Annotated in this window: 18 protein-coding genes; 13 read left to right on the top strand and 5 right to left on the bottom strand. The window is 54.4% G+C overall.

What is annotated here, in order from left to right:
• The first annotated feature begins 67 nt into the window (after positions 1-67).
• The 6 genes from ACOTYB_RS23860 (at position 68) to arsC (ending at position 5,083) form a co-directional block, all read left to right on the top strand.
• Positions 68-541, top strand: coding sequence for a hypothetical protein (locus ACOTYB_RS23860; RefSeq protein ID WP_421765899.1), 474 nt, complete (start codon positions 68-70; stop codon positions 539-541).
• 819 nt (positions 542-1,360) lie between these two features.
• A complete protein-coding gene (locus ACOTYB_RS23855) occupies positions 1,361-2,068 on the top strand; it encodes a hypothetical protein (RefSeq protein WP_032657854.1) in 708 nt (235 codons plus the stop codon).
• 221 nt (positions 2,069-2,289) lie between these two features.
• Complete coding sequence (locus ACOTYB_RS23850; protein WP_023305768.1) at positions 2,290-2,769, top strand: Hcp family type VI secretion system effector; 480 nt, start codon at positions 2,290-2,292, stop codon at positions 2,767-2,769.
• Between the two features lie 225 nt (positions 2,770-2,994).
• Complete coding sequence (locus ACOTYB_RS23845) at positions 2,995-3,315, top strand: metalloregulator ArsR/SmtB family transcription factor (RefSeq protein WP_038415737.1); 321 nt, start codon at positions 2,995-2,997, stop codon at positions 3,313-3,315.
• Between the two features lie 40 nt (positions 3,316-3,355).
• Positions 3,356-4,645 (top strand): arsenic transporter, encoded by a 1,290-nt coding sequence (locus ACOTYB_RS23840; protein WP_045343703.1) that lies wholly within the window; start codon positions 3,356-3,358, stop codon positions 4,643-4,645.
• 12 nt (positions 4,646-4,657) lie between these two features.
• Complete coding sequence (arsC, locus tag ACOTYB_RS23835; protein WP_032608927.1) at positions 4,658-5,083, top strand: glutaredoxin-dependent arsenate reductase; 426 nt, start codon at positions 4,658-4,660, stop codon at positions 5,081-5,083.
• Between the two features lie 27 nt (positions 5,084-5,110).
• On the opposite strand, the gene ACOTYB_RS23830 is transcribed toward arsC, so the two are convergent.
• Complete coding sequence (locus ACOTYB_RS23830; protein ID WP_032608926.1) at positions 5,111-5,662, bottom strand: TetR/AcrR family transcriptional regulator; 552 nt, start codon at positions 5,660-5,662, stop codon at positions 5,111-5,113.
• A gap of 82 nt (positions 5,663-5,744) precedes the next feature.
• Between ACOTYB_RS23830 and ACOTYB_RS23825 the strand changes: the two genes are divergently transcribed.
• Both ACOTYB_RS23825 and ACOTYB_RS23820 read left to right on the top strand, forming a co-directional pair.
• On the top strand, positions 5,745-6,959 hold the full coding sequence (locus tag ACOTYB_RS23825) for an MFS transporter (protein ID WP_045343705.1): 1,215 nt from the start codon (positions 5,745-5,747) through the stop codon (positions 6,957-6,959).
• Positions 6,949-7,761, top strand: a complete 813-nt coding sequence (locus tag ACOTYB_RS23820) for a Cof-type HAD-IIB family hydrolase (protein WP_015571023.1) — start codon at positions 6,949-6,951, stop codon at positions 7,759-7,761. The genes ACOTYB_RS23825 and ACOTYB_RS23820 overlap by 11 nt, the downstream gene beginning before the upstream one ends.
• Before the next feature lie 524 nt (positions 7,762-8,285).
• Here the strand turns inward: ACOTYB_RS23820 and ACOTYB_RS23815 are convergent.
• Entirely contained in the window at positions 8,286-9,518 is a 1,233-nt protein-coding gene (locus ACOTYB_RS23815) for an MFS transporter (protein WP_045343708.1), read from the bottom strand.
• Positions 9,519-9,685: 167 nt separating this feature from the next.
• Here ACOTYB_RS23815 and ACOTYB_RS23810 point away from each other — a divergent pair, with 167 nt between their 5' ends.
• The 3 genes from ACOTYB_RS23810 to deoR all read left to right on the top strand — a co-directional run bounded on the left by ACOTYB_RS23810 (position 9,686) and on the right by deoR (position 11,856).
• Positions 9,686-10,414 (top strand): phosphatase PAP2 family protein, encoded by a 729-nt coding sequence (locus tag ACOTYB_RS23810; RefSeq protein WP_022650679.1) that lies wholly within the window; start codon positions 9,686-9,688, stop codon positions 10,412-10,414.
• A 7-nt stretch (positions 10,415-10,421) separates the two neighbouring features.
• Positions 10,422-11,030 carry an undecaprenyl-diphosphate phosphatase gene (gene ybjG, locus ACOTYB_RS23805; RefSeq protein WP_220153686.1) on the top strand — a complete coding sequence of 203 codons (609 nt, stop codon included), beginning with the start codon at positions 10,422-10,424 and terminating at the stop codon, positions 11,028-11,030.
• 67 nt (positions 11,031-11,097) lie between these two features.
• On the top strand, positions 11,098-11,856 hold the full coding sequence (gene deoR, locus ACOTYB_RS23800; protein WP_022650678.1) for a DNA-binding transcriptional repressor DeoR: 759 nt from the start codon (positions 11,098-11,100) through the stop codon (positions 11,854-11,856).
• 40 nt (positions 11,857-11,896) lie between these two features.
• On the opposite strand, the gene dacC is transcribed toward deoR, so the two are convergent.
• A complete protein-coding gene (gene dacC, locus ACOTYB_RS23795) occupies positions 11,897-13,102 on the bottom strand; it encodes a serine-type D-Ala-D-Ala carboxypeptidase (RefSeq protein ID WP_022650677.1) in 1,206 nt (401 codons plus the stop codon).
• Between the two features lie 243 nt (positions 13,103-13,345).
• On the opposite strand from dacC, the gene ACOTYB_RS23790 reads away from it, so the two are divergent.
• Positions 13,346-13,972: a glutathione S-transferase family protein gene (locus ACOTYB_RS23790; RefSeq protein ID WP_003858411.1), complete on the top strand. Its 627-nt coding sequence runs from the start codon at positions 13,346-13,348 to the stop codon at positions 13,970-13,972.
• Here the strand turns inward: ACOTYB_RS23790 and ACOTYB_RS23785 are convergent, their stop codons facing one another.
• Positions 13,973-15,091 carry a PQQ-dependent sugar dehydrogenase gene (locus ACOTYB_RS23785; RefSeq protein WP_126525163.1) on the bottom strand — a complete coding sequence of 373 codons (1,119 nt, stop codon included), beginning with the start codon at positions 15,089-15,091 and terminating at the stop codon, positions 13,973-13,975.
• 106 nt (positions 15,092-15,197) lie between these two features.
• Positions 15,198-15,581: a biofilm formation regulator BssR gene (gene bssR, locus ACOTYB_RS23780; RefSeq protein ID WP_003858412.1), complete on the bottom strand. Its 384-nt coding sequence runs from the start codon at positions 15,579-15,581 to the stop codon at positions 15,198-15,200.
• 216 nt (positions 15,582-15,797) lie between these two features.
• Between bssR and rimO the strand changes: the two genes are divergently transcribed.
• Positions 15,798-17,123 (top strand): 30S ribosomal protein S12 methylthiotransferase RimO, encoded by a 1,326-nt coding sequence (gene rimO / locus ACOTYB_RS23775; RefSeq protein ID WP_022650675.1) that lies wholly within the window; start codon positions 15,798-15,800, stop codon positions 17,121-17,123.
• Positions 17,124-17,426: the final 303 nt, after the last annotated feature.

Here is a 17,426-nt window from a genome sequence, read left to right as displayed (position 1 = left end):
GGACATCTGATGGAAATGGAAGCCACGCAAGCACCTTAAAATCACCATCATACACTAAATCAGTAAGTTGGCAGCATTACCCACATTCCCTTCCCTTAGCTTTCATAGCGAACATGAAGATGTAAAATTCCTTGAAAAATCAGGGTGGATTGAAGCGTTAACTTACATCAGTGATGAGGAGAAGGTATATCAACTTAATCAAACAATCAGGTTATATGCTGATGATAGATGGAACGAGGAAGTAAATTTCAACACGGATCATTTTCATAGCTTTGACGCAGAAACAGCTATATCCATTATTAATGCCATGTCCGATGTAAAAATCAAGGCAGAATTAGATGAGTTCAACTTTTCATTTTATAAGAGCGACATTGAAAAATGTTTTGAAGTAAGTGAGTTTACCGAGACGCTTTACTCTTTAAGATTCAAAGAAAGATATGAAAAAAAGTTTTCCGAGCTACACCTCAAACCTTTCAGAAGTGAGCGATTATTTTCTATAAAGGTTCGTGAAAACATTCCAGATTTAGACATTCCTTTTTAGGGTAACAGTGATTTTTTAAAAGTTCCTAATTGTCACTTTTTTCAGTGCATAAATCTTCTCAATATGCTGTCTGGGCTTGTCCTGACTGACATACAAACATATCCATCTAAGATGGCAAATAAATACGGCTCTTGCTTCAAACACACTTAAACCAACCATTACCCTTAATTATCAATGAGTTACCAAAGAAGCAAGAAATTTGTTATATATTCAAAAATGAAAAACACTGAAATTCTTTTCAACCTTTTCAGTTTTGGATTTCTGCTTAACCGCCAGCACTGGTGCGGCCAAGCGGTCTGGTTTGAAGAAAAATAAAACTGAAAAATTTTTATGATCCAAAAACCGCAGGTGGGTGCGGTGTAGTGCGATTTTGGTCTGCGAAAGATTTTTTTGGCCATGCTGTGACGCGCCAGCGCCCTGCTGGGGGCTCGATCTGCTTTAAGGGTGGCGCTAACTGCCAGAAAGGCTGGAACACGCCAGAGCGCTACTAGTTGCACGTGGCAAAGTCTGTATGTGATGATATTTCTGTTGGATTTTGGAACGAGTCACTCAATGTTGAACTTATCTATTCGCACTAAAAGCTCGCCGATAAATCGCATATTGGTTAAAAAACATCAAGTCATTATCCTAAAAATACCATGCTTTTCATGAACATGATCTGCTTTGAACTTCCATATTAGTTACAGATATACGCTGGAGCGGATAGAAACACTATGGAGGGGACAGGAATGCAGTTTTCAAGTTCAGTAATAGCAATGCCGGTCTTAGGGGATGCAGCAAAAAATCGCTCAATTGAGCTGAAGTGCGAGGTCAGTAAGCATGTACCATTCTGAAGAGATCATCCGCCAGCTTCAGAGCCAAAAGATACTGGCAATGAAGCTGGACCGGGCGGTACGTGATGTAGGTGAAGAGGTAAAGAGCCACCTGAATAATATAGGTGCCGGTGCCCAACGCCTGCTGTACTACACCTCCTGCTTTACTGATGAATATTACGATGTATGCACCCGACAAAACCTGGAGGACGCTCGATTCCGAAAGGGCATATTCCATCTCATTTCTCGCTGGAACATCGTCTTTGACCTAATCAACACGTACGTAGAGGAGCTGGTTAAGGATTATTCCCCGGCAGAATTATCAGCGATACAGCATGCTCTAATGCGCGCTAACGTTTATATATCCACCAGCACGCTAACCTCGTATTCATTCTCTGCAGGCGTCGCATCGACTGTTTGCCTCTATGTGACCCTTCCACCTTCAGGGTTAAAGGTCGTTTCAGGATTAACGGGCGCGGCTATTGGAGGGCTGGGGATATACGGGGTTGTGCAAAAAGCTGCTGACAGCGCTCATCGCCTGCAAGTGATGCATCCCGCCTACTATCAAGCGTTATACCTGCAAGAACTGGAGATGATGTATTTCCTGGTGGAGCCTGCTTTTATGCGCGCGGGCGTGCTAACCCAGCAATGGACTGACAGTCAAAGCCCTTATGATGCTGCTGACACGATCCTGAAGCTAATGGGTAGACACTGATGGGCTTTTTAAGACGCTGGTTCAAATCTCAGGCTCAGTTTTTCTTCTGGACCTATGTCCCGATCATCCTCACGTTCATTTTTGGCTATGTCCTTGACTTTTACTTCCCTGAGGTTAGCCAGGGATTCATCCTCCTGTTTTACCTGGTAACACTGGGACTGGCTTACTGGATATGGCATTGAGGAACATCAATGCGTTACGCTTACTAATAAGGAAATTACATGTCTACACCCGCACACCTATGGCTAGAAGACGAGAACGGTTCGCCGATTATCGGTAGCTGCATGATGCCCACGCGTCTTGGTTCCATAGAGCTAAAATCGTTCTCCCACGGTGTAACCATTCCGGTTGATCCAAGCTGGGGTAAACTCACCGGCACGCGCGTCCATCGCCCTATTACGATAGTTAAAGAATTTGATCAGACTACCCCGCTTCTTTACCGCGCCGTGTGCGAAGGGAGAGTTATGAAGAAGGGGATCATTAAGATGTACCGCATTCTGGAGTCCGGGATCGAGGCCGAATATTTCAATATCGTGATGGAAAACGTTAAGTTCACGACAGTGGCACCCTTCATGACCCCTAACGGGATGAGCAGCACCCATCTTGAAACGCTCGAATTGCGTTACGAAGCAATCTCATGGAAGTACACGGAGGGGAATATCATTTACCGTGACACCTGGAACGATCGCTGCTGCGCCTGAGCACAGAAGAGCGTTGAAAGTGAGCAGATATAAAGAAACCGTCCCCCTGGGGCGGTTTCTTTCCCATGACTATCAGGAGTAGTCCGGACAAGCCATAAAGACTATTTTGACCTTAGCGAGTCCTCCAGTCGCTTTTTTTATCCTTCCTGCTTTCTCCTTCTTCTCTCCTTTACTACAATCACATATGATTTAATGCATATGAAACAAAACATTCAGGATGACAGAATGCTCCACCCGCTCCAGCTCTTCAAAACCCTCTCCGACGAAACGCGGCTCTCCATCGTCATGCTGCTCCGTGAAGCAGGAGAATTGTGCGTCTGCGATCTCTGCTCCGCTACCAACGAGCCGCAGCCGAAAGTCTCGCGCCATATGGCCTTACTGCGCGAGGCCGGGCTGGTCATCGATCGTCGTGAGGGTAAATGGATCTACTACCGTCTCTCTCCCAACATGCCCGCGTGGGCGGCAACCGTTATCGATAACAGCTGGAACTGCCTGCGAGAAGAGACACGTATGAAGCTGAAAAACCGCCTCCCGGGCTCTTGCTGACCACGACACATTCACAAAAACAGATATAACGGAGTAAAAGATGTTTCTGGCAGGGGCTATTTTTCTGTTTACGCTGGTACTGGTTATCTGGCAGCCCAAAGGGCTCAGTATCGGCTGGAGTGCCACCATTGGCGCCGCGCTGGCGCTGATGAGCGGCGTGATCCACGTTAACGATATTCCGGTGGTCTGGAACATCGTCTGGAATGCGACGGCCACGTTTATCGCGGTAATCGTTATCAGTTTGCTGCTGGATGAGTCCGGTTTTTTCGAGTGGGCGGCGCTGCACGTTGCTCGCTGGGGAAACGGTCGCGGGCGGTTGCTGTTTACCTGGATCGTGCTGCTGGGTGCGGCCGTGGCGGCGCTGTTCGCCAATGACGGTGCGGCATTGATCCTGACGCCTATCGTTATCGCCATGCTGCTGGCGCTGGGGTTCAGCAAGCAGGCTACGCTGGCGTTCGTGATGGCGGCGGGATATATCGCCGATACCGCCAGCCTGCCGCTGATTGTATCCAACCTGGTCAACATTGTGTCGGCGGACTTCTTTAAGCTGGGCTTCAGCGAATACGCCTCGGTGATGATCCCGGTTGATATCGCTGCGATTGCCGCAACGCTGGTGATGCTGCATCTGTTCTTCCGAAAAGAAATCCCCCCCGAATATGACCTGGCAAAACTCCGCGAGCCTGCTTTGGCCATTCACGACCTGCCAACGTTCAGAACGGGCTGGATCGTGCTGCTGCTACTGCTCGTCGGTTTCTTTGTGCTTGAACCTCTGGGTATCCCGGTCAGCGCTATCGCAACAACTGGCGCGCTGATTTTGTTTGCCGTTGCTAAACGCGGGCACGCCATTAACACCGGAAAAGTGCTGCGCGGCGCGCCGTGGCAAATTGTTATCTTCTCGCTGGGGATGTATCTGGTGGTGTATGGCCTGCGCAACGCCGGGCTGACGGAGTCTCTTTCAGGCGTTCTTGATTACTTAGCCGGATACGGACTCTGGGTCACCACGCTGGGAACCGGATTTATCACCGCCTTCCTGTCATCCATAATGAACAATATGCCAACGGTGCTGATTGGCGCGCTCTCCATTGAGGGTAGTGCTGCAACAGGGTTGGTTAAAGAGGCGATGATTTACGCTAACGTGATTGGCTGCGATTTGGGGCCGAAAATTACCCCCATCGGGAGCCTGGCTACCCTGCTATGGCTTCATGTGCTGGCACAGAAAAACATGACTATTACCTGGGGCTACTATTTCAGGACGGGCATCATAATGACGCTGCCAGTTCTCTTTGTGACGCTTGCCGCGCTGGCGCTACGTCTCTCCTTCACACTGTAATGAGTAACGGATATGAGCCATATCACTATCTACCACAACCCGGCCTGCGGCACGTCGCGCAATACGCTGGAGATGATCCGCAACAGCGGTACGGAACCCGAAATTATTCTCTATCTTGATAACCCACCGTCGCGTGATGAACTGACCAGGCTGATTGCAGATATGGGGATTTCCATAGGCGATCTGCTGCGCAAAAACGTCGAGCCTTATGAGCAACTGGGCCTTTCACAGGGACATTTCACCGACGACCAGCTTATCGATTTCATGCTGCAATACCCTATTCTGATTAACCGTCCGATTGTGGTGACGCCGCTGGGTACCCGTCTGTGCCGCCCTTCTGAAGCCGTTCTCGACATCCTTCCGGACGCGCAAAAAGGGGCATTTACGAAGGAAGATGGCGAAGTCGTCGTTGACGCCAGCGGGAAAAAAATCTCCTGACATCAGGCGTGGCCGGGGCGAGCGCTATCAGATGGTATCCTCGCCCGCAATCCGCCCCACCATCACCCGGATCTCCTCCCGGGTTAACGGCGACCGGTCGGTTACAAAATGCAGCGTCATTCCCTCGATAAACGCATCCAGCGCACGGGCGGTGGCCGGATCAAACCACTGCTCAAGCGTAGTCTGGCTCATCTTCATCCAGTCCTGCATCACCGTTTTCAGCGCGGCGCTGCGGTGCATAAACGCGTATAACTGATACATCAGCGCCATATTGTGTGGCGTGGTCACGGCTGAACTGTGGATCAACGTGGTAATGGCCTCGCACGCCCTCTCCCGCCCGGTCACCCCCGCGAAGAAATCCCGGTACTGCTGAGACATCTGCTGCGTAAACCACGTGAAGGCCTCCTCCAGAAGCGACTCCATCCCGTCGAAATAGTAGGTCATCGACCCCAGCGGCACGCCTGCGCAGGTGGCAATTTTGCGGTGCGTGACGGCATGAATACCGTGCTCAGCAATGGTGTCCAGCGTCGCCTGGAGTATCTTCTCGCGGCGGTTAGGGTCGTTCGGTGGTCTGCTCATAAAATCCTCATCCAGTTTGTGTACAAATGTACACAAAGTTGCTAGTGTTGTCGCTATTGTTGTACTTCTGGTGCTGATCCCAATGACGCTAACTTCTCCTCGCAAAGCCCTGCATCTGCGCATGTGGGCGCTGTTTATGTTCTTCTTCATCCCCGGGCTGCTGATGGCTTCCTGGGCAACGCGCACCCCGGCAATCCGCGATACGCTGTCCGTCTCGACGGCGGAGATGGGGATCGTGCTGTTTGGCCTGTCGATTGGCTCGATGAGCGGCATCCTCTGCTCGGCCTGGCTGGTGAAGCGCTTTGGCACGCGCGCGGTGATCCGCACCACCATGTGCTGCGCCGTGGTGGGAATGCTCGGTCTGAGCGTGGCGCTGTGGTTCGCCTCGCCGCTGATGTTTGCCCTTGGGCTGATGGTATTTGGCGGCAGCTTTGGTGCGGCGGAAGTGGCCATTAACGTCGAGGGGGCCGCCGTCGAACAGGCGATGAACAAAACGGTGCTGCCGATGATGCATGGCTTTTACAGCCTCGGCACGCTGGCAGGCGCGGGCGTAGGGATGGCGCTGACGGCGCTGGGCATTGCGGCCAATGTGCACATTTTGCTGGCGGCGCTGGTCTGCATTATCCCGATCCTCACTGGCATCAGGGCTATTCCCGCGGGCACAGGACAAAACGCCTCGGACGAACAGAAGACTGCGGCAAAAGGGTTGCCCTTTTATCGTGATTTCCAGCTAATGCTGATTGGCGTGGTGGTGCTGGCGATGGCATTTGCTGAAGGCTCCGCCAACGACTGGCTACCGTTGCTGATGGTGGACGGGCACGGATTTAGCCCCACCTCCGGCTCGCTGATCTACGCCGGGTTTACGCTCGGCATGACCGTCGGACGCTTTACCGGGGGCTGGTTTATCGACCGTTACAGCCGCGTGGCTGTCGTCCGTGCCAGCGCCCTGCTGGGCGGGCTGGGCATCGCGATGATTATCTTTGTGGATGTGGACTGGATTGCCGGCGTGTCGGTGATCCTGTGGGGGCTGGGCGCCTCCCTTGGCTTCCCGCTGACCATTTCCGCTGCCAGCGATACCGGCCCCGACGCGCCGACGCGCGTGAGCGTCGTGGCGACCACGGGCTACCTCGCTTTCCTGGTGGGCCCGCCGCTGCTTGGATTCCTCGGTGAGCACTACGGGTTACGCAGCGCGATGCTGGTGGTATTAGGGTTAGTCATTATTGCCGCCCTGGTGGCGCGAGCGGTGGCAAAACCGGAAGCAGAAACAACGTCAATGGAGAAGGGATATGAGCGTTAAACTGATTGCAGTCGACATGGATGGCTCCTTCCTGAGCGATGCGAAAACCTATAACCGCGCGCGTTTTCTGGCGCAGTACGCGCGCATGAAAGCGCAAGGCATCCGTTTTGTTGTCGCCAGCGGAAACCAGTACTACCAGCTGATCTCATTTTTCCCGGAGATCGCCCATGAAATCGCCTTCGTCGCCGAAAACGGGGGCTGGGTGGTGGATGCGGGCGAAGATGTGTTTAACGGCGAACTGTCGAAAGAGCACTTTCTGACCGTCGCCACCCTGTTAAACGATGTGCCGGGCATTGAGATAATTGCCTGCGGAAAAAACAGCGCCTACACGCTGAAAACGTATAACGACCTCTTCAAAGAGATTGCTGCGAAATACTATCACCGCCTTGAAAGCGTCAGCAGCTTTGACAACCTCAACGATATTTTCTTCAAATTCGGGCTTAACGTCTCTGACGACGAAATTCCGCGCATTCAGGCGCTGCTGCATGAGAAGCTTGGCGACATCATGGTGCCGGTGACCACGGGACACGGCAGTATCGACCTGATTATCCCCGGCGTACACAAAGCTAACGGCCTGCGGATCCTGCAAGCGCGCTGGGGCATTGAGGACAGTGAAGTGGTGGCCTTTGGCGACAGCGGTAACGACGTGGAGATGCTGCGACAGGCTGGGTTTGGCTTCGCGATGGCCAATGCCAGACCGCATATTAAAGCGGTGGCCCGCTATGAAGCGCCGAACAATAATGACGAAGGGGTGCTGGACGTAATTGATAGGGTGCTGGATGGGAGGGCGCCGTTTAATTGATTCCGTGCGCTCTGGTGCCTTCACCCTAACCCTCTCCCACAGGGCTGAGGGTTCCCCACAAAATAATGCCTGCACAGACGGCCCCCTCTCCCTTGAGGAAGAGGGCTGGGGTGAGGGGGAACATACGGCTCTGGTGGTCATTCCGTTCACTTTATGTTCCTTGCTACTCTGTCACGACATGACCGGTGAACGTGCCAGGGTGGCTCAGTCGCCACCACCCTGGCGACCCGGGCTTCCGGCGGAAAATCGCCGCTTCGCGGTGCCTTCGGCTTATTCCTTCCGGCTTATCGGGGACGGGCGGAGGTAACATCCCTGTAAAGCCCGCCCTCTCGCCGCATCCCTGCGCCTCGCCCCGGCCTACAGGAAACGCCTCAGCGATTTACAGCCGGACCGAGGCATCGCTGAAAGCCTTCAGTTATTCTGAGGCAACGTTATCGCTTTTGCTTTCAAATTACTGGGGATCCCTCAGCCCACAGGGAGAGGGGACCGTCCCGAGCTCGCCCAGGGGGGAGAGGGGATAAGGATTACGGTTGCAGGGCATTTCCGACGCGTTTGTCCTTCAGGAACACCACCATCAGACCTACCCACAGCACACCGTTTGCGAGATTGAACAGGCTGAAGAGCCCGTTTCCGCCAAAAGCATAAGCATGCTTGCTCACCTCAATTCCGACGGTGAAAATCAGCATTTGCAGCATCCCCATCGCGGCAGACACCGTGCCTTTACTCATTTCACTGGCGAACAGCGTCAGGCGTACCAGACCGGCATTCGCCACGCCGATACCAAACGCGTAAATGCTCAGCCCCGCCGTCATCCACAGGTACGCATGAGACGAGGCTACGGTCGCCACCGCCGCGATAATCAGCCCTGCCGCTATGGGCCAACCGCCCATAATAATCAGCGAACGCACGGTACGGCGTGACGTCAGACGCGCCAGCACCAGGTTACCGATAATCAGCGCGCCAAAAATCGGCACCTGTAACAGGCCATACTCATAGCTGCTAAGCTGTTCGCCGCTGATGATAATGACCGGCGACTGGGCAATCCACGCCAGCAGCGGCAGGCTGACAAAGCCCGTCGCCAGTGCGCCCGCGACAAAACGGCCATTTTTCAGCACCGCCTTATAATCCCGCCCCAGCTCTTTAAGCGAGAGCTTTTCGCCCAGGCGGGTGGCGGTCTCCGGCATCGCACGGTGCAGACCAAAGAAAGAGATGGCCGCAAGCGCGGCAAAGAGCACGAACATCCCTTCCCACGGCGCGACGTGGACCCATGCGGCTCCCACCAGCGGCCCCAGAAGCGGTGCAATCAGCGCCACGTTCGCCATCAGCGCGGTAATTTTGATACATACCGCCTCCTCAAACGACTCCTGAATAGCGGCGTAGCCCACGGCACCAATAAAGCACAGGCTCACGCCCTGAAGGAAACGCAGCAACGTGAACTGCTCAATGTTCTGCGCCAGCAGCGTGGCGAGACAGGTGACGATAAACCATACCACGCCCGTCAGCATCACCGGGCGGCGACCAATACGATCCGACAGCGGCCCTAAAAGCCACTGTAAAAACATGCCGCCCGCGAGATAGGCGGTCATCGATGTAGGTACCCACTCAATACCTGCGTTGTACTGATCAACCACAGCCAGCATGCCTGGCTGGATCATGTCGTTGCCGATGTAGGTAGAGAATTCGTAAAGCACCAGACACAGAGGAAAAAGTAACGCCTGACGACCCAGACGATTACCGGAAGAAGAACGGTTTATCATGCAATCTCTTTAATATGAAAAAATCGCGATGAGTGTAATGAATTGCCGCTGTCTGAGATAGCAAATTAACGTGAAAAAACAGAAATAACGCACTTAGCGTTGTTGTTTAAGGTTTCCTTAAGTTGCCCTCCCTATGATAGTGCTATTTCACGTTATTGACCGAAACTATGACACACGCCGTCAGCCCTTCAGAATTATCTAAGTTACCGACAAATAAGACAAAACGCCTTTACCGTTTGCCTGCCCGCTTTTATGGTTATCAGCTTTTCGTGCTGATCGTCCTTGCGCTGCTTTTTACCTGGCTTTCGCGCGATGAATCGCTTGACCGATGGATCACCGGCTTCTGGTATGACGCGGCGACGCATCATTTCCCGCTACAGCAAAATCCGCTGCTGGATCTGCTCAACCATCGGCTGGCGAAATATGTGGCCATTGCCCTGGCCGTCATCGCGCTGGTTTACGGGGCTTACAGACGCAATGCCCGGCTGGTGACGGCCGCGCTTCTGATGGGTCTGGGCGCGCTCGTTGTAGGAGCCCTGAAAAGCATGAGCCACCACAGCTGTCCGTGGGATCTGGTGGAGTATGGCGGCAAAGCCGTCTCGTATCCCCTGTTCAGCGCGATTCCGGCCGACAGCGGACCGGGACGCTGCTTTCCCGGCGGCCACGCCTCGAGCGGATTTATGGTGATGGGGCTGTTTTTTGCCTTCTGGCGTGAACGTCCACGCCTGGCCTGGACCTTTGTCGCGTTGGGCGTTGTTATGGGGCTGCTGATGGGATTCGGGCAGGTCATGCGCGGCGCGCATTTTTTCTCTCACAACCTGTGGGCCGGATGGTGGGTCTGGTTTTCCCAGGTGCTGGTTTACGGGCTGGTTTCCGCCTGGTTTGCTAAAGAGTAACGAGATTATGTTAGAAAATCTGAACTACGAACTGTTTTACCTGCTCAACGCCACGCCGTCGTCACCGGAATGGATGATCGATCTCGCCACCTTCATTGCGAAAGATGTGATCAGCATTGTACCGGCGCTGGCGGTGATCCTCTGGTTATGGGGACCTCGTACACAGGTCACCGCCCAGCGCCATCTGGTGATCAAAATGGCGATGGCGATCGGCGTGAGCGTGCTGGCAAGCTACGTGCTGGGCCACGCCTTCCCACACGATCGTCCGTTTGTCGATCGCGTCGGCTACAACTTCCTGCACCATGCGCCGGACGACTCGTTCCCGAGCGATCACGGCACGGTGATCTTCACCTTTGCGCTGGCCTTCCTGTTCTGGCATCGCCTGTGGTCCAGCGTAGTGCTGATGGGCGTGGCGGTCGCCATCGCCTGGTCCCGCGTCTACCTGGGCGTGCACTGGCCGCTGGATATGGTCGGCGGTTTCCTGGTGGGGCTGATGGGCTGCGTCAGCGCAGCCATCCTGTGGAGCCTCTTTGGTCCGGCGCTTTATCGTGGATTATCACAGGCCTATCGCGTTCTGTTTGCCCTTCCGATCCGCAAAGGCTGGATACGTGACTAACCCCGGTCCGTCAGGTTACACTTGAGCCCCCGCCCTGCGGGGGCTCACTTTTTTAGCCCGAGGATCTATGGAAACACGTCGCGATGACCGCATTGCTCAGCTGCTCCAGGCGCTGAAGCGCAGCGATAAGCTGCATCTTAAGGAAGCCGCTACCCTGCTTGGCGTGTCTGAAATGACCATTCGTCGCGATCTGAACAGCGACAGCGCCCCCGTTGTGCTGCTTGGCGGGTATATTGTTCTGGAGCCGCGTAGCGCCAGCCATTATCTGTTAAGCGATCAAAAAACACGCCTGGTGGAGGAGAAGCGCAAAGCCGCGCGGCTCGCCGCCTCGCTGGTGCAGCCGCATCAAACGCTGTTTTTTGACTGCGGTACGACAACCCCGTGGATCATCGAGGCCATCGACAGCACCGTTCCCTTTACCGCCGTCTGTTATTCGCTAAACACCTTCCTTGCCTTGCAGGAGAAACCGGCGTGCCGGGTGATTTTGTGTGGCGGCGAATTTCATGCCAGCAACGCCATTTTCAAACCGCTGAATATTCAGGACACGCTGAGCAATGTATGCCCGGATATCGCCTTTTACTCTGCGGCGGGCGTGAATGTGAAACAGGGGGCAACCTGTTTTAATCTTGAAGAGTTACCGGTGAAACAGTGGGCGCTCAACGCCGCACAGCAGCATGTGCTGGTGGTTGATCACAGTAAATTTGGCAAGGTCCGTCCGGCAAGAATGGGAGAGCTGTCGCGCTTTGACGCCATCGTCAGTGATTGCCGCCCGGATGACGAGCTGGTGGCATACGCGAAAGCGCAGCAGGTGAAGTTGATGTATTGAGGTTATGCCGGGTAAGGCGAAGCCGCCACCCGGCAAAAACTTAGCTGAACCAGCTGCCAAACCAGCCGTGGAATTTCATTAACACAAAGTCCCATATCCGACTGAAGAAGCCGCCCTCTTCCACCGCTTCCATTACCACCAGCGGACGCTGCTCAATGGATTTGCCGTTAAGCTGGAAATCTATCGTCCCGACCACCTGGCCTTTTTTTAACGGCGCGGTCAGCTGTGGCTCGGTCAGGGTATAGCTCGCTTTCAGGTTTTTCAACTGACCGCGTGGAATGGTGACGGACCCCGCTTCACCAGCCCCCAGGTTTACTTCACTTTTATCACCAAACCAGACGCGCTGGCTGACGAAAGTGGCGTCCGGCTTAATCGGCGTGACGGTTTCAAAGAAGCGGAAACCCCAGGTCAGCAGTTTTTCTGACTCGTTAAAACGAATGCGGTCGGTTTTCGTGCCCAGCACCACCGAGATCAGGCGCATATCGCCCTGCGTCGCAGAAGCCACCAGGTTGTATCCGGCCCCGGCAGTTGTACCGGTTTTCATGCCGTCCACGTTAACGTTACTGCTCCAGAGCAGGCGGTTACGGTTAGGCTGGCGAATATTATTGAAGGTAAACTCTTTCTCTTTATGGATGGCGTACTCATCCGGAACGTCATGGATCAGCGCTTTGCCCAGCAGCGCCATATCGCGCGCGGTACTGAACTGACCCGGCGCATCCAGGCCGTGAACGGTTTTAAAGGTGGTATTGGTCAGACCCAGTTTTTTCGCGTAGCCATTCATCAGCCCAATAAATGAGTCCTGACTGCCCGCGACATAATCGGCCAGCGCAATACAGGCATCATTTCCCGACTGAATAATGACCCCTTTATTCAGATCGGAAACGGAGACCTGATCACCGGGCTTCAGGAACATCACGGACGAGCCGCGCAGCGCCGGGTTACCGGTCGCCCAGGCATCTTTCCCGACGGTGACCATGTCATTCAGCTTGATCTTGCCCGCTTTCAACGCCTGGCCGACCACATAGCTGGTCATAATTTTCGTCAGGCTCGCCGGGTCGAGTTTTTCGTCGGCGTTACCTTCCGCCAGCACTTTCCCGCTGGCGTAATCCATCAGGATCCAGGCGCGCGCATCAACAGGCGGCGCTTCGGGCGCTGTCTGTTCCGCCGCATGAAGCGTTGGGGCAAAAAGGAAAAGCAGCGCCGAGCCTGCCGCCAGGCTGCGCAGAGAAGAAGTTTTTTGCGTCATAAATGCCACCCGAGTGTCCATTCTAAAAATCACGTCACAATCACCGTGTCGCAAGAAGCGATGAGTAATAGCGCACTACAGCCTTCAAAGAAACCTGTTCCAGGTAAAGTTTTTAAAGTTTATGCAATAACATTCAGATACGCTTTGATTGCGGCGTTTTTTTTAGCATCTGTTGCGTAATTGTTAGGTTTATCTCACCATGGCGAAAAGCTGACTCGGATTCACATCTCATCGGGAGTAAATATGATTACGCTGTGGGGCAGGAACAATTCGACTAACGTGAAGAAAGTGCTCTGGACGCTGGAGGAGCTGGATTTACCGTTCAACCAAATTATGGCTGGCATGGCGTTCGGGGTGAATAAAGACGCCGACTATCTGGCGATGAACCCAAACGGGCTGGTGCCGTTGCTGCGCGATGACGAGACAGACGCCACGCTGTGGGAGTCCAATACCATTGTGCGTTATCTCGCCGCGCAGTACGGCCAGGGTCGCCTGTGGGTTGAAAATCCGGCCCAGCGCGCTCAGGGCGAAAAATGGATGGACTGGGCAAACCAGACGCTTTCCCCCACGCACCGCGTGATCCTGATGGGGCTTATCCGTACGCCGGAAGCCGATCGTGATTATCCCGCCATTCATGCCGCCCAGGATGCGTGCGAGTCGCTGTTTGCGATGATGGACGACGAACTGGCGAAGCATACCTGGTTCTCCGGCGACACGTTCGGCGTGGGCGATATCGCCGTCGCCCCCTTCGTCTGGAACCTCACTAACATGGGTCTCAGCTGGACCCCGCGCCCTCACCTTGAGCGCTGGATCCAGCAGCTCAGCGAGCGCCCGGCGTATCGCAACGTGGTGATGATCCCGGTGACCTGATTACGACCCGGACGGGCTGACTTTCCAAAGCTGCCCGTCCGTCTCGTCGGTCAGCACGTACAGATAACCATCCGGCCCGACGCGCACATCGCGGATACGCTGATCTTTATCCCCAAGAATTCGCCCATCCTCCGTCACGGTATTACCCTTCACGCTCAGCACGATGACGTCCTTCTCCTTCAGCGCGCCGATAAACAGCTTGTTTTTCCACTGCGGGAAGACGTCGCTGTTGTAGAACGCCATGCCGCTGACGGCGGGCGACACTTTCCAGACAAACAGCGGTTTTTCGGTGCCTTCAACGTGCTCGCCTTTTGCTTCCGGGATTTTCAGGCCGCTGTAATTGATCCCGTGCGTCGCCAGGGGCCAGCCGTAGTTTTTGCCCTTCTCAGGAATGTTAACCTCATCCCCACCGCGTGGTCCGTGTTCGTTGAGCCACAGCGTGTCACTCCACGGGTTCATCGCCATTCCCTGCGGGTTGCGAATGCCATAGGACCAGATTTCCGGGCGCGCACCGGCGGTGTTCACAAACGGATTATCCGGTGGCACTTTTCCGTCCTCCGTCAGGCGCACCACCTTGCCCTGAAGCTTGTCCAGATCCTGCGCCGTCGGGCGCTGGTTGTTTTCACCCAGGCCAATAAAGAGATGGCCTTTGCCGTCGAACACCAGTCGTCCGCCAAAGTGGTTGCCGGTAGAGAGCTTCGGCATCTGTCGGAACACCACCTGGAAGCCCTCAATGCGCGACAGGTCATCGCTCAACCGCCCATAGCCCACCGTGGTACCCGCTTTGCCATCATTACCTGCCTCGGCGAAGCTGAGCCAGACCCGCCGTGATTGTGCAAAATCCGGGGCCAGCGCGACGTCCAGCAGTCCGCCCTGGCCGCTCGCCCACACTTTCGGCACGCCGACAATCGGATCTGAGAGCCCTTTCCCTGCCTGCCAGTGCTTAAGCTGCCCGTCTTTGAGCGTGATGAGCAGCCCCTTGTTATCTGGCAGAAACGCCAGCGACCAGGGGTGATCCAGTTTTGTCTGTAGCACGTCGACCTTAACCGTCTCAGGCGCTGCAAGCAGTGAAAGCGGGAATAACAAGACTGGAAGGAAAATCAGCGAGGATCGAGGCATAACGCACTCCTTTATCGACATATGGCTTAAAGATTAGCCACTGTTCCCGGGTGCGTTACCACTTTTACAAAAGCTTAATCAGAAGGGGGAGTTGCCTCCCCCGGGTTCAGTGCCGGGCAAGCGTTTCCGGCTTGTTCAGACACATGATGCAAAGCGCGAGCGTGGTCAGGCAGTTTTCAAGCTTCTCCGCGTTAACGGCAATAAAATTCGGGCAGTCGTGACGTCCGTTCATCAAACAGACCCCGGCGATGGAGAGCACCTCGGCGGCGCGGCGCAGCGCCACTAATTCGCTTTCAGCGTAGTGCGCTTTCAGGATGGGTGCTTTTTCACGCATGAAATTGCAAAGTTCAAAGAAGTTATCACGCAGATTTTCGCTTTCGCTGACTGACATATACCCTTTCGCCTTGCGGAGTTGCAGATATGCAGCCAGGTCGATTCGGGCGTTGATCAGCTTGTTAAGCAGATCGCGTTTCAGTCTGTCAACGGACATGCTATTCCTCCTCTGTCAGCCATGTTACCTCATTAAGAATAAGGTCATTTTTTGTACAATGTAATGCCTGGGATCAATAAACGATAACTGATTAACATTCTTTACAATGTTACAACGATTGCCGGCCTCAACTGCGCCATCAAGAGTGTATAAATCCCCTGCGATACGCTGTAAAATCCCGCCCTGATAACTCCATAATTGATGAATTTTTAACCTATGAGCAATGTTACGCACCCGCCGAAAATCGGCTTTGTCTCCCTGGGCTGCCCGAAGAACCTGGTGGACTCCGAACGCATCCTGACTGAACTTCGCACTGAAGGCTATGACGTGGTGCCAAGCTACGACAACGCCGACATGGTGATCGTCAACACCTGCGGGTTCATCGACAGCGCGGTCCAGGAGTCACTGGAAGCCATTGGTGAAGCCCTGACGGAAAACGGCAAAGTGATTGTGACCGGCTGCCTGGGCGCAAAAGAAGACCAGATCCGTGAAGTGCACCCGAAGGTGCTGGAGATCACCGGTCCACACAGCTACGAGCAGGTGCTGGAACATGTTCATCACTACGTCCCCAAACCAAAGCACAACCCGTTCCTGAGCCTGGTGCCGGAACAGGGCGTGAAGCTGACGCCGCGCCACTACGCCTACCTGAAAATTTCCGAAGGCTGCAACCATCGCTGCACCTTCTGCATCATCCCGTCGATGCGTGGCGATCTGGTGAGCCGTCCGATTGGCGAGGTGCTGGCAGAAGCCAAACGCCTGGCCGACGCGGGCGTGAAGGAGCTGCTGGTCATCTCCCAGGACACCTCCGCCTACGGCGTGGACGTTAAACACCGTTCCGGTTTCCACAACGGCGAGCCAGTGAAAACCAGCATGGTCGGCCTGTGCGAGCAGCTGGCTAAGCTCGGGATCTGGACGCGCCTGCACTACGTCTATCCTTACCCGCACGTTGACGATGTGATCCCGCTGATGGCGGAAGGCAAAATCCTGCCGTATCTGGATATCCCGCTACAGCATGCCAGCCCGCGCATTCTGAAGCTGATGAAACGTCCTGGCTCCGTTGACCGCCAACTGGCGCGCATCAAGCAGTGGCGTGAGATCTGCCCGGATCTTACCCTGCGCTCCACCTTTATTGTCGGCTTCCCGGGTGAAACCGAAGAAGATTTCCAGATGCTGCTCGACTTCCTGAAAGAGGCGCGTCTGGATCGCGTCGGCTGCTTCAAGTACAGCCCGGTTGAAGGCGCAACGGCCAACGAGCTGGCGGACCAGGTACCGGAAGAGGTAAAAGAGGAGCGCTGGAACCGCTTTATGCAGCTGCAACAGCAGATCTCTGCTGAACGCTTGCAGGAGAAAGTGGGCCGCGAAATTCTGGTGATTATCGACGAAGTGGACGAAGAAGGCGCGATTGGCCGCAGCATGGCGGATGCGCCTGAAATCGACGGCGCGGTGTACCTGAACGGCGAAACCAACGTCAAGCCGGGCGATATTATTCGCGTGAAGGTCGAAAACGCCGACGAGTATGATTTGTGGGGCAGCCGGGTTTAATCTCCTCTTTGAATAACGACTGATGATGCTGTGCTTATCGGGCATAACCTGGTCCCGATAAGCTCTTGCGGTCAGGGTTGTACAATGACCGCAATTGCGCGAGGGTAGCAGCGCAACGGCAGATTATCTATGCTTTTGTTGAGGCGTTTACTGTAATAATTAGATTGCGCTTTTTTGGTTCAGCCTGCCTAAAAAGCGAAACAGGTCATAATCATTTCTCAGGTAATGCTGCCAACTTACTGATTTAGTGTATGATGGTGATTTTAAGGTGCTTGCGTGGCTTCCATTTCCATCAGATGTCCC

The organism is Enterobacter cloacae complex sp. IR5450 (assembly GCF_049238665.1).
GTDB lineage: Bacteria > Pseudomonadota > Gammaproteobacteria > Enterobacterales > Enterobacteriaceae > Enterobacter > Enterobacter hormaechei_C.
Note: the sequence above shows the minus strand (reverse complement) of the source record. Positions and strands in the feature narration are given on the sequence as shown.

What these genes read in the sequence shown, in the direction of transcription:
- ACOTYB_RS23855 (WP_032657854.1), top strand. Translation starts at nt 1,361, where the DNA reads ATGTACCATTCTGAAGAGATCATCCGCCAGCTTCAGAGCCAAAAGATA.
- ACOTYB_RS23850 (WP_023305768.1), top strand. Translation starts at nt 2,290, where the DNA reads ATGTCTACACCCGCACACCTATGGCTAGAAGACGAGAACGGTTCGCCG.
- ACOTYB_RS23845 (WP_038415737.1), top strand. Translation starts at nt 2,995, where the DNA reads ATGCTCCACCCGCTCCAGCTCTTCAAAACCCTCTCCGACGAAACGCGG.
- ACOTYB_RS23840 (WP_045343703.1), top strand. Translation starts at nt 3,356, where the DNA reads ATGTTTCTGGCAGGGGCTATTTTTCTGTTTACGCTGGTACTGGTTATC.
- arsC (WP_032608927.1), top strand. Translation starts at nt 4,658, where the DNA reads ATGAGCCATATCACTATCTACCACAACCCGGCCTGCGGCACGTCGCGC.
- ACOTYB_RS23830 (WP_032608926.1), bottom strand. Translation starts at nt 5,662, where the DNA reads ATGAGCAGACCACCGAACGACCCTAACCGCCGCGAGAAGATACTCCAG.
- ACOTYB_RS23825 (WP_045343705.1), top strand. Translation starts at nt 5,745, where the DNA reads ATGACGCTAACTTCTCCTCGCAAAGCCCTGCATCTGCGCATGTGGGCG.
- ACOTYB_RS23820 (WP_015571023.1), top strand. Translation starts at nt 6,949, where the DNA reads ATGAGCGTTAAACTGATTGCAGTCGACATGGATGGCTCCTTCCTGAGC.
- ACOTYB_RS23815 (WP_045343708.1), bottom strand. Translation starts at nt 9,518, where the DNA reads ATGATAAACCGTTCTTCTTCCGGTAATCGTCTGGGTCGTCAGGCGTTA.
- ACOTYB_RS23810 (WP_022650679.1), top strand. Translation starts at nt 9,686, where the DNA reads ATGACACACGCCGTCAGCCCTTCAGAATTATCTAAGTTACCGACAAAT.
- ybjG (WP_220153686.1), top strand. Translation starts at nt 10,422, where the DNA reads ATGTTAGAAAATCTGAACTACGAACTGTTTTACCTGCTCAACGCCACG.
- deoR (WP_022650678.1), top strand. Translation starts at nt 11,098, where the DNA reads ATGGAAACACGTCGCGATGACCGCATTGCTCAGCTGCTCCAGGCGCTG.
- dacC (WP_022650677.1), bottom strand. Translation starts at nt 13,102, where the DNA reads ATGACGCAAAAAACTTCTTCTCTGCGCAGCCTGGCGGCAGGCTCGGCG.
- ACOTYB_RS23790 (WP_003858411.1), top strand. Translation starts at nt 13,346, where the DNA reads ATGATTACGCTGTGGGGCAGGAACAATTCGACTAACGTGAAGAAAGTG.
- ACOTYB_RS23785 (WP_126525163.1), bottom strand. Translation starts at nt 15,091, where the DNA reads ATGCCTCGATCCTCGCTGATTTTCCTTCCAGTCTTGTTATTCCCGCTT.
- bssR (WP_003858412.1), bottom strand. Translation starts at nt 15,581, where the DNA reads ATGTCCGTTGACAGACTGAAACGCGATCTGCTTAACAAGCTGATCAAC.
- rimO (WP_022650675.1), top strand. Translation starts at nt 15,798, where the DNA reads ATGAGCAATGTTACGCACCCGCCGAAAATCGGCTTTGTCTCCCTGGGC.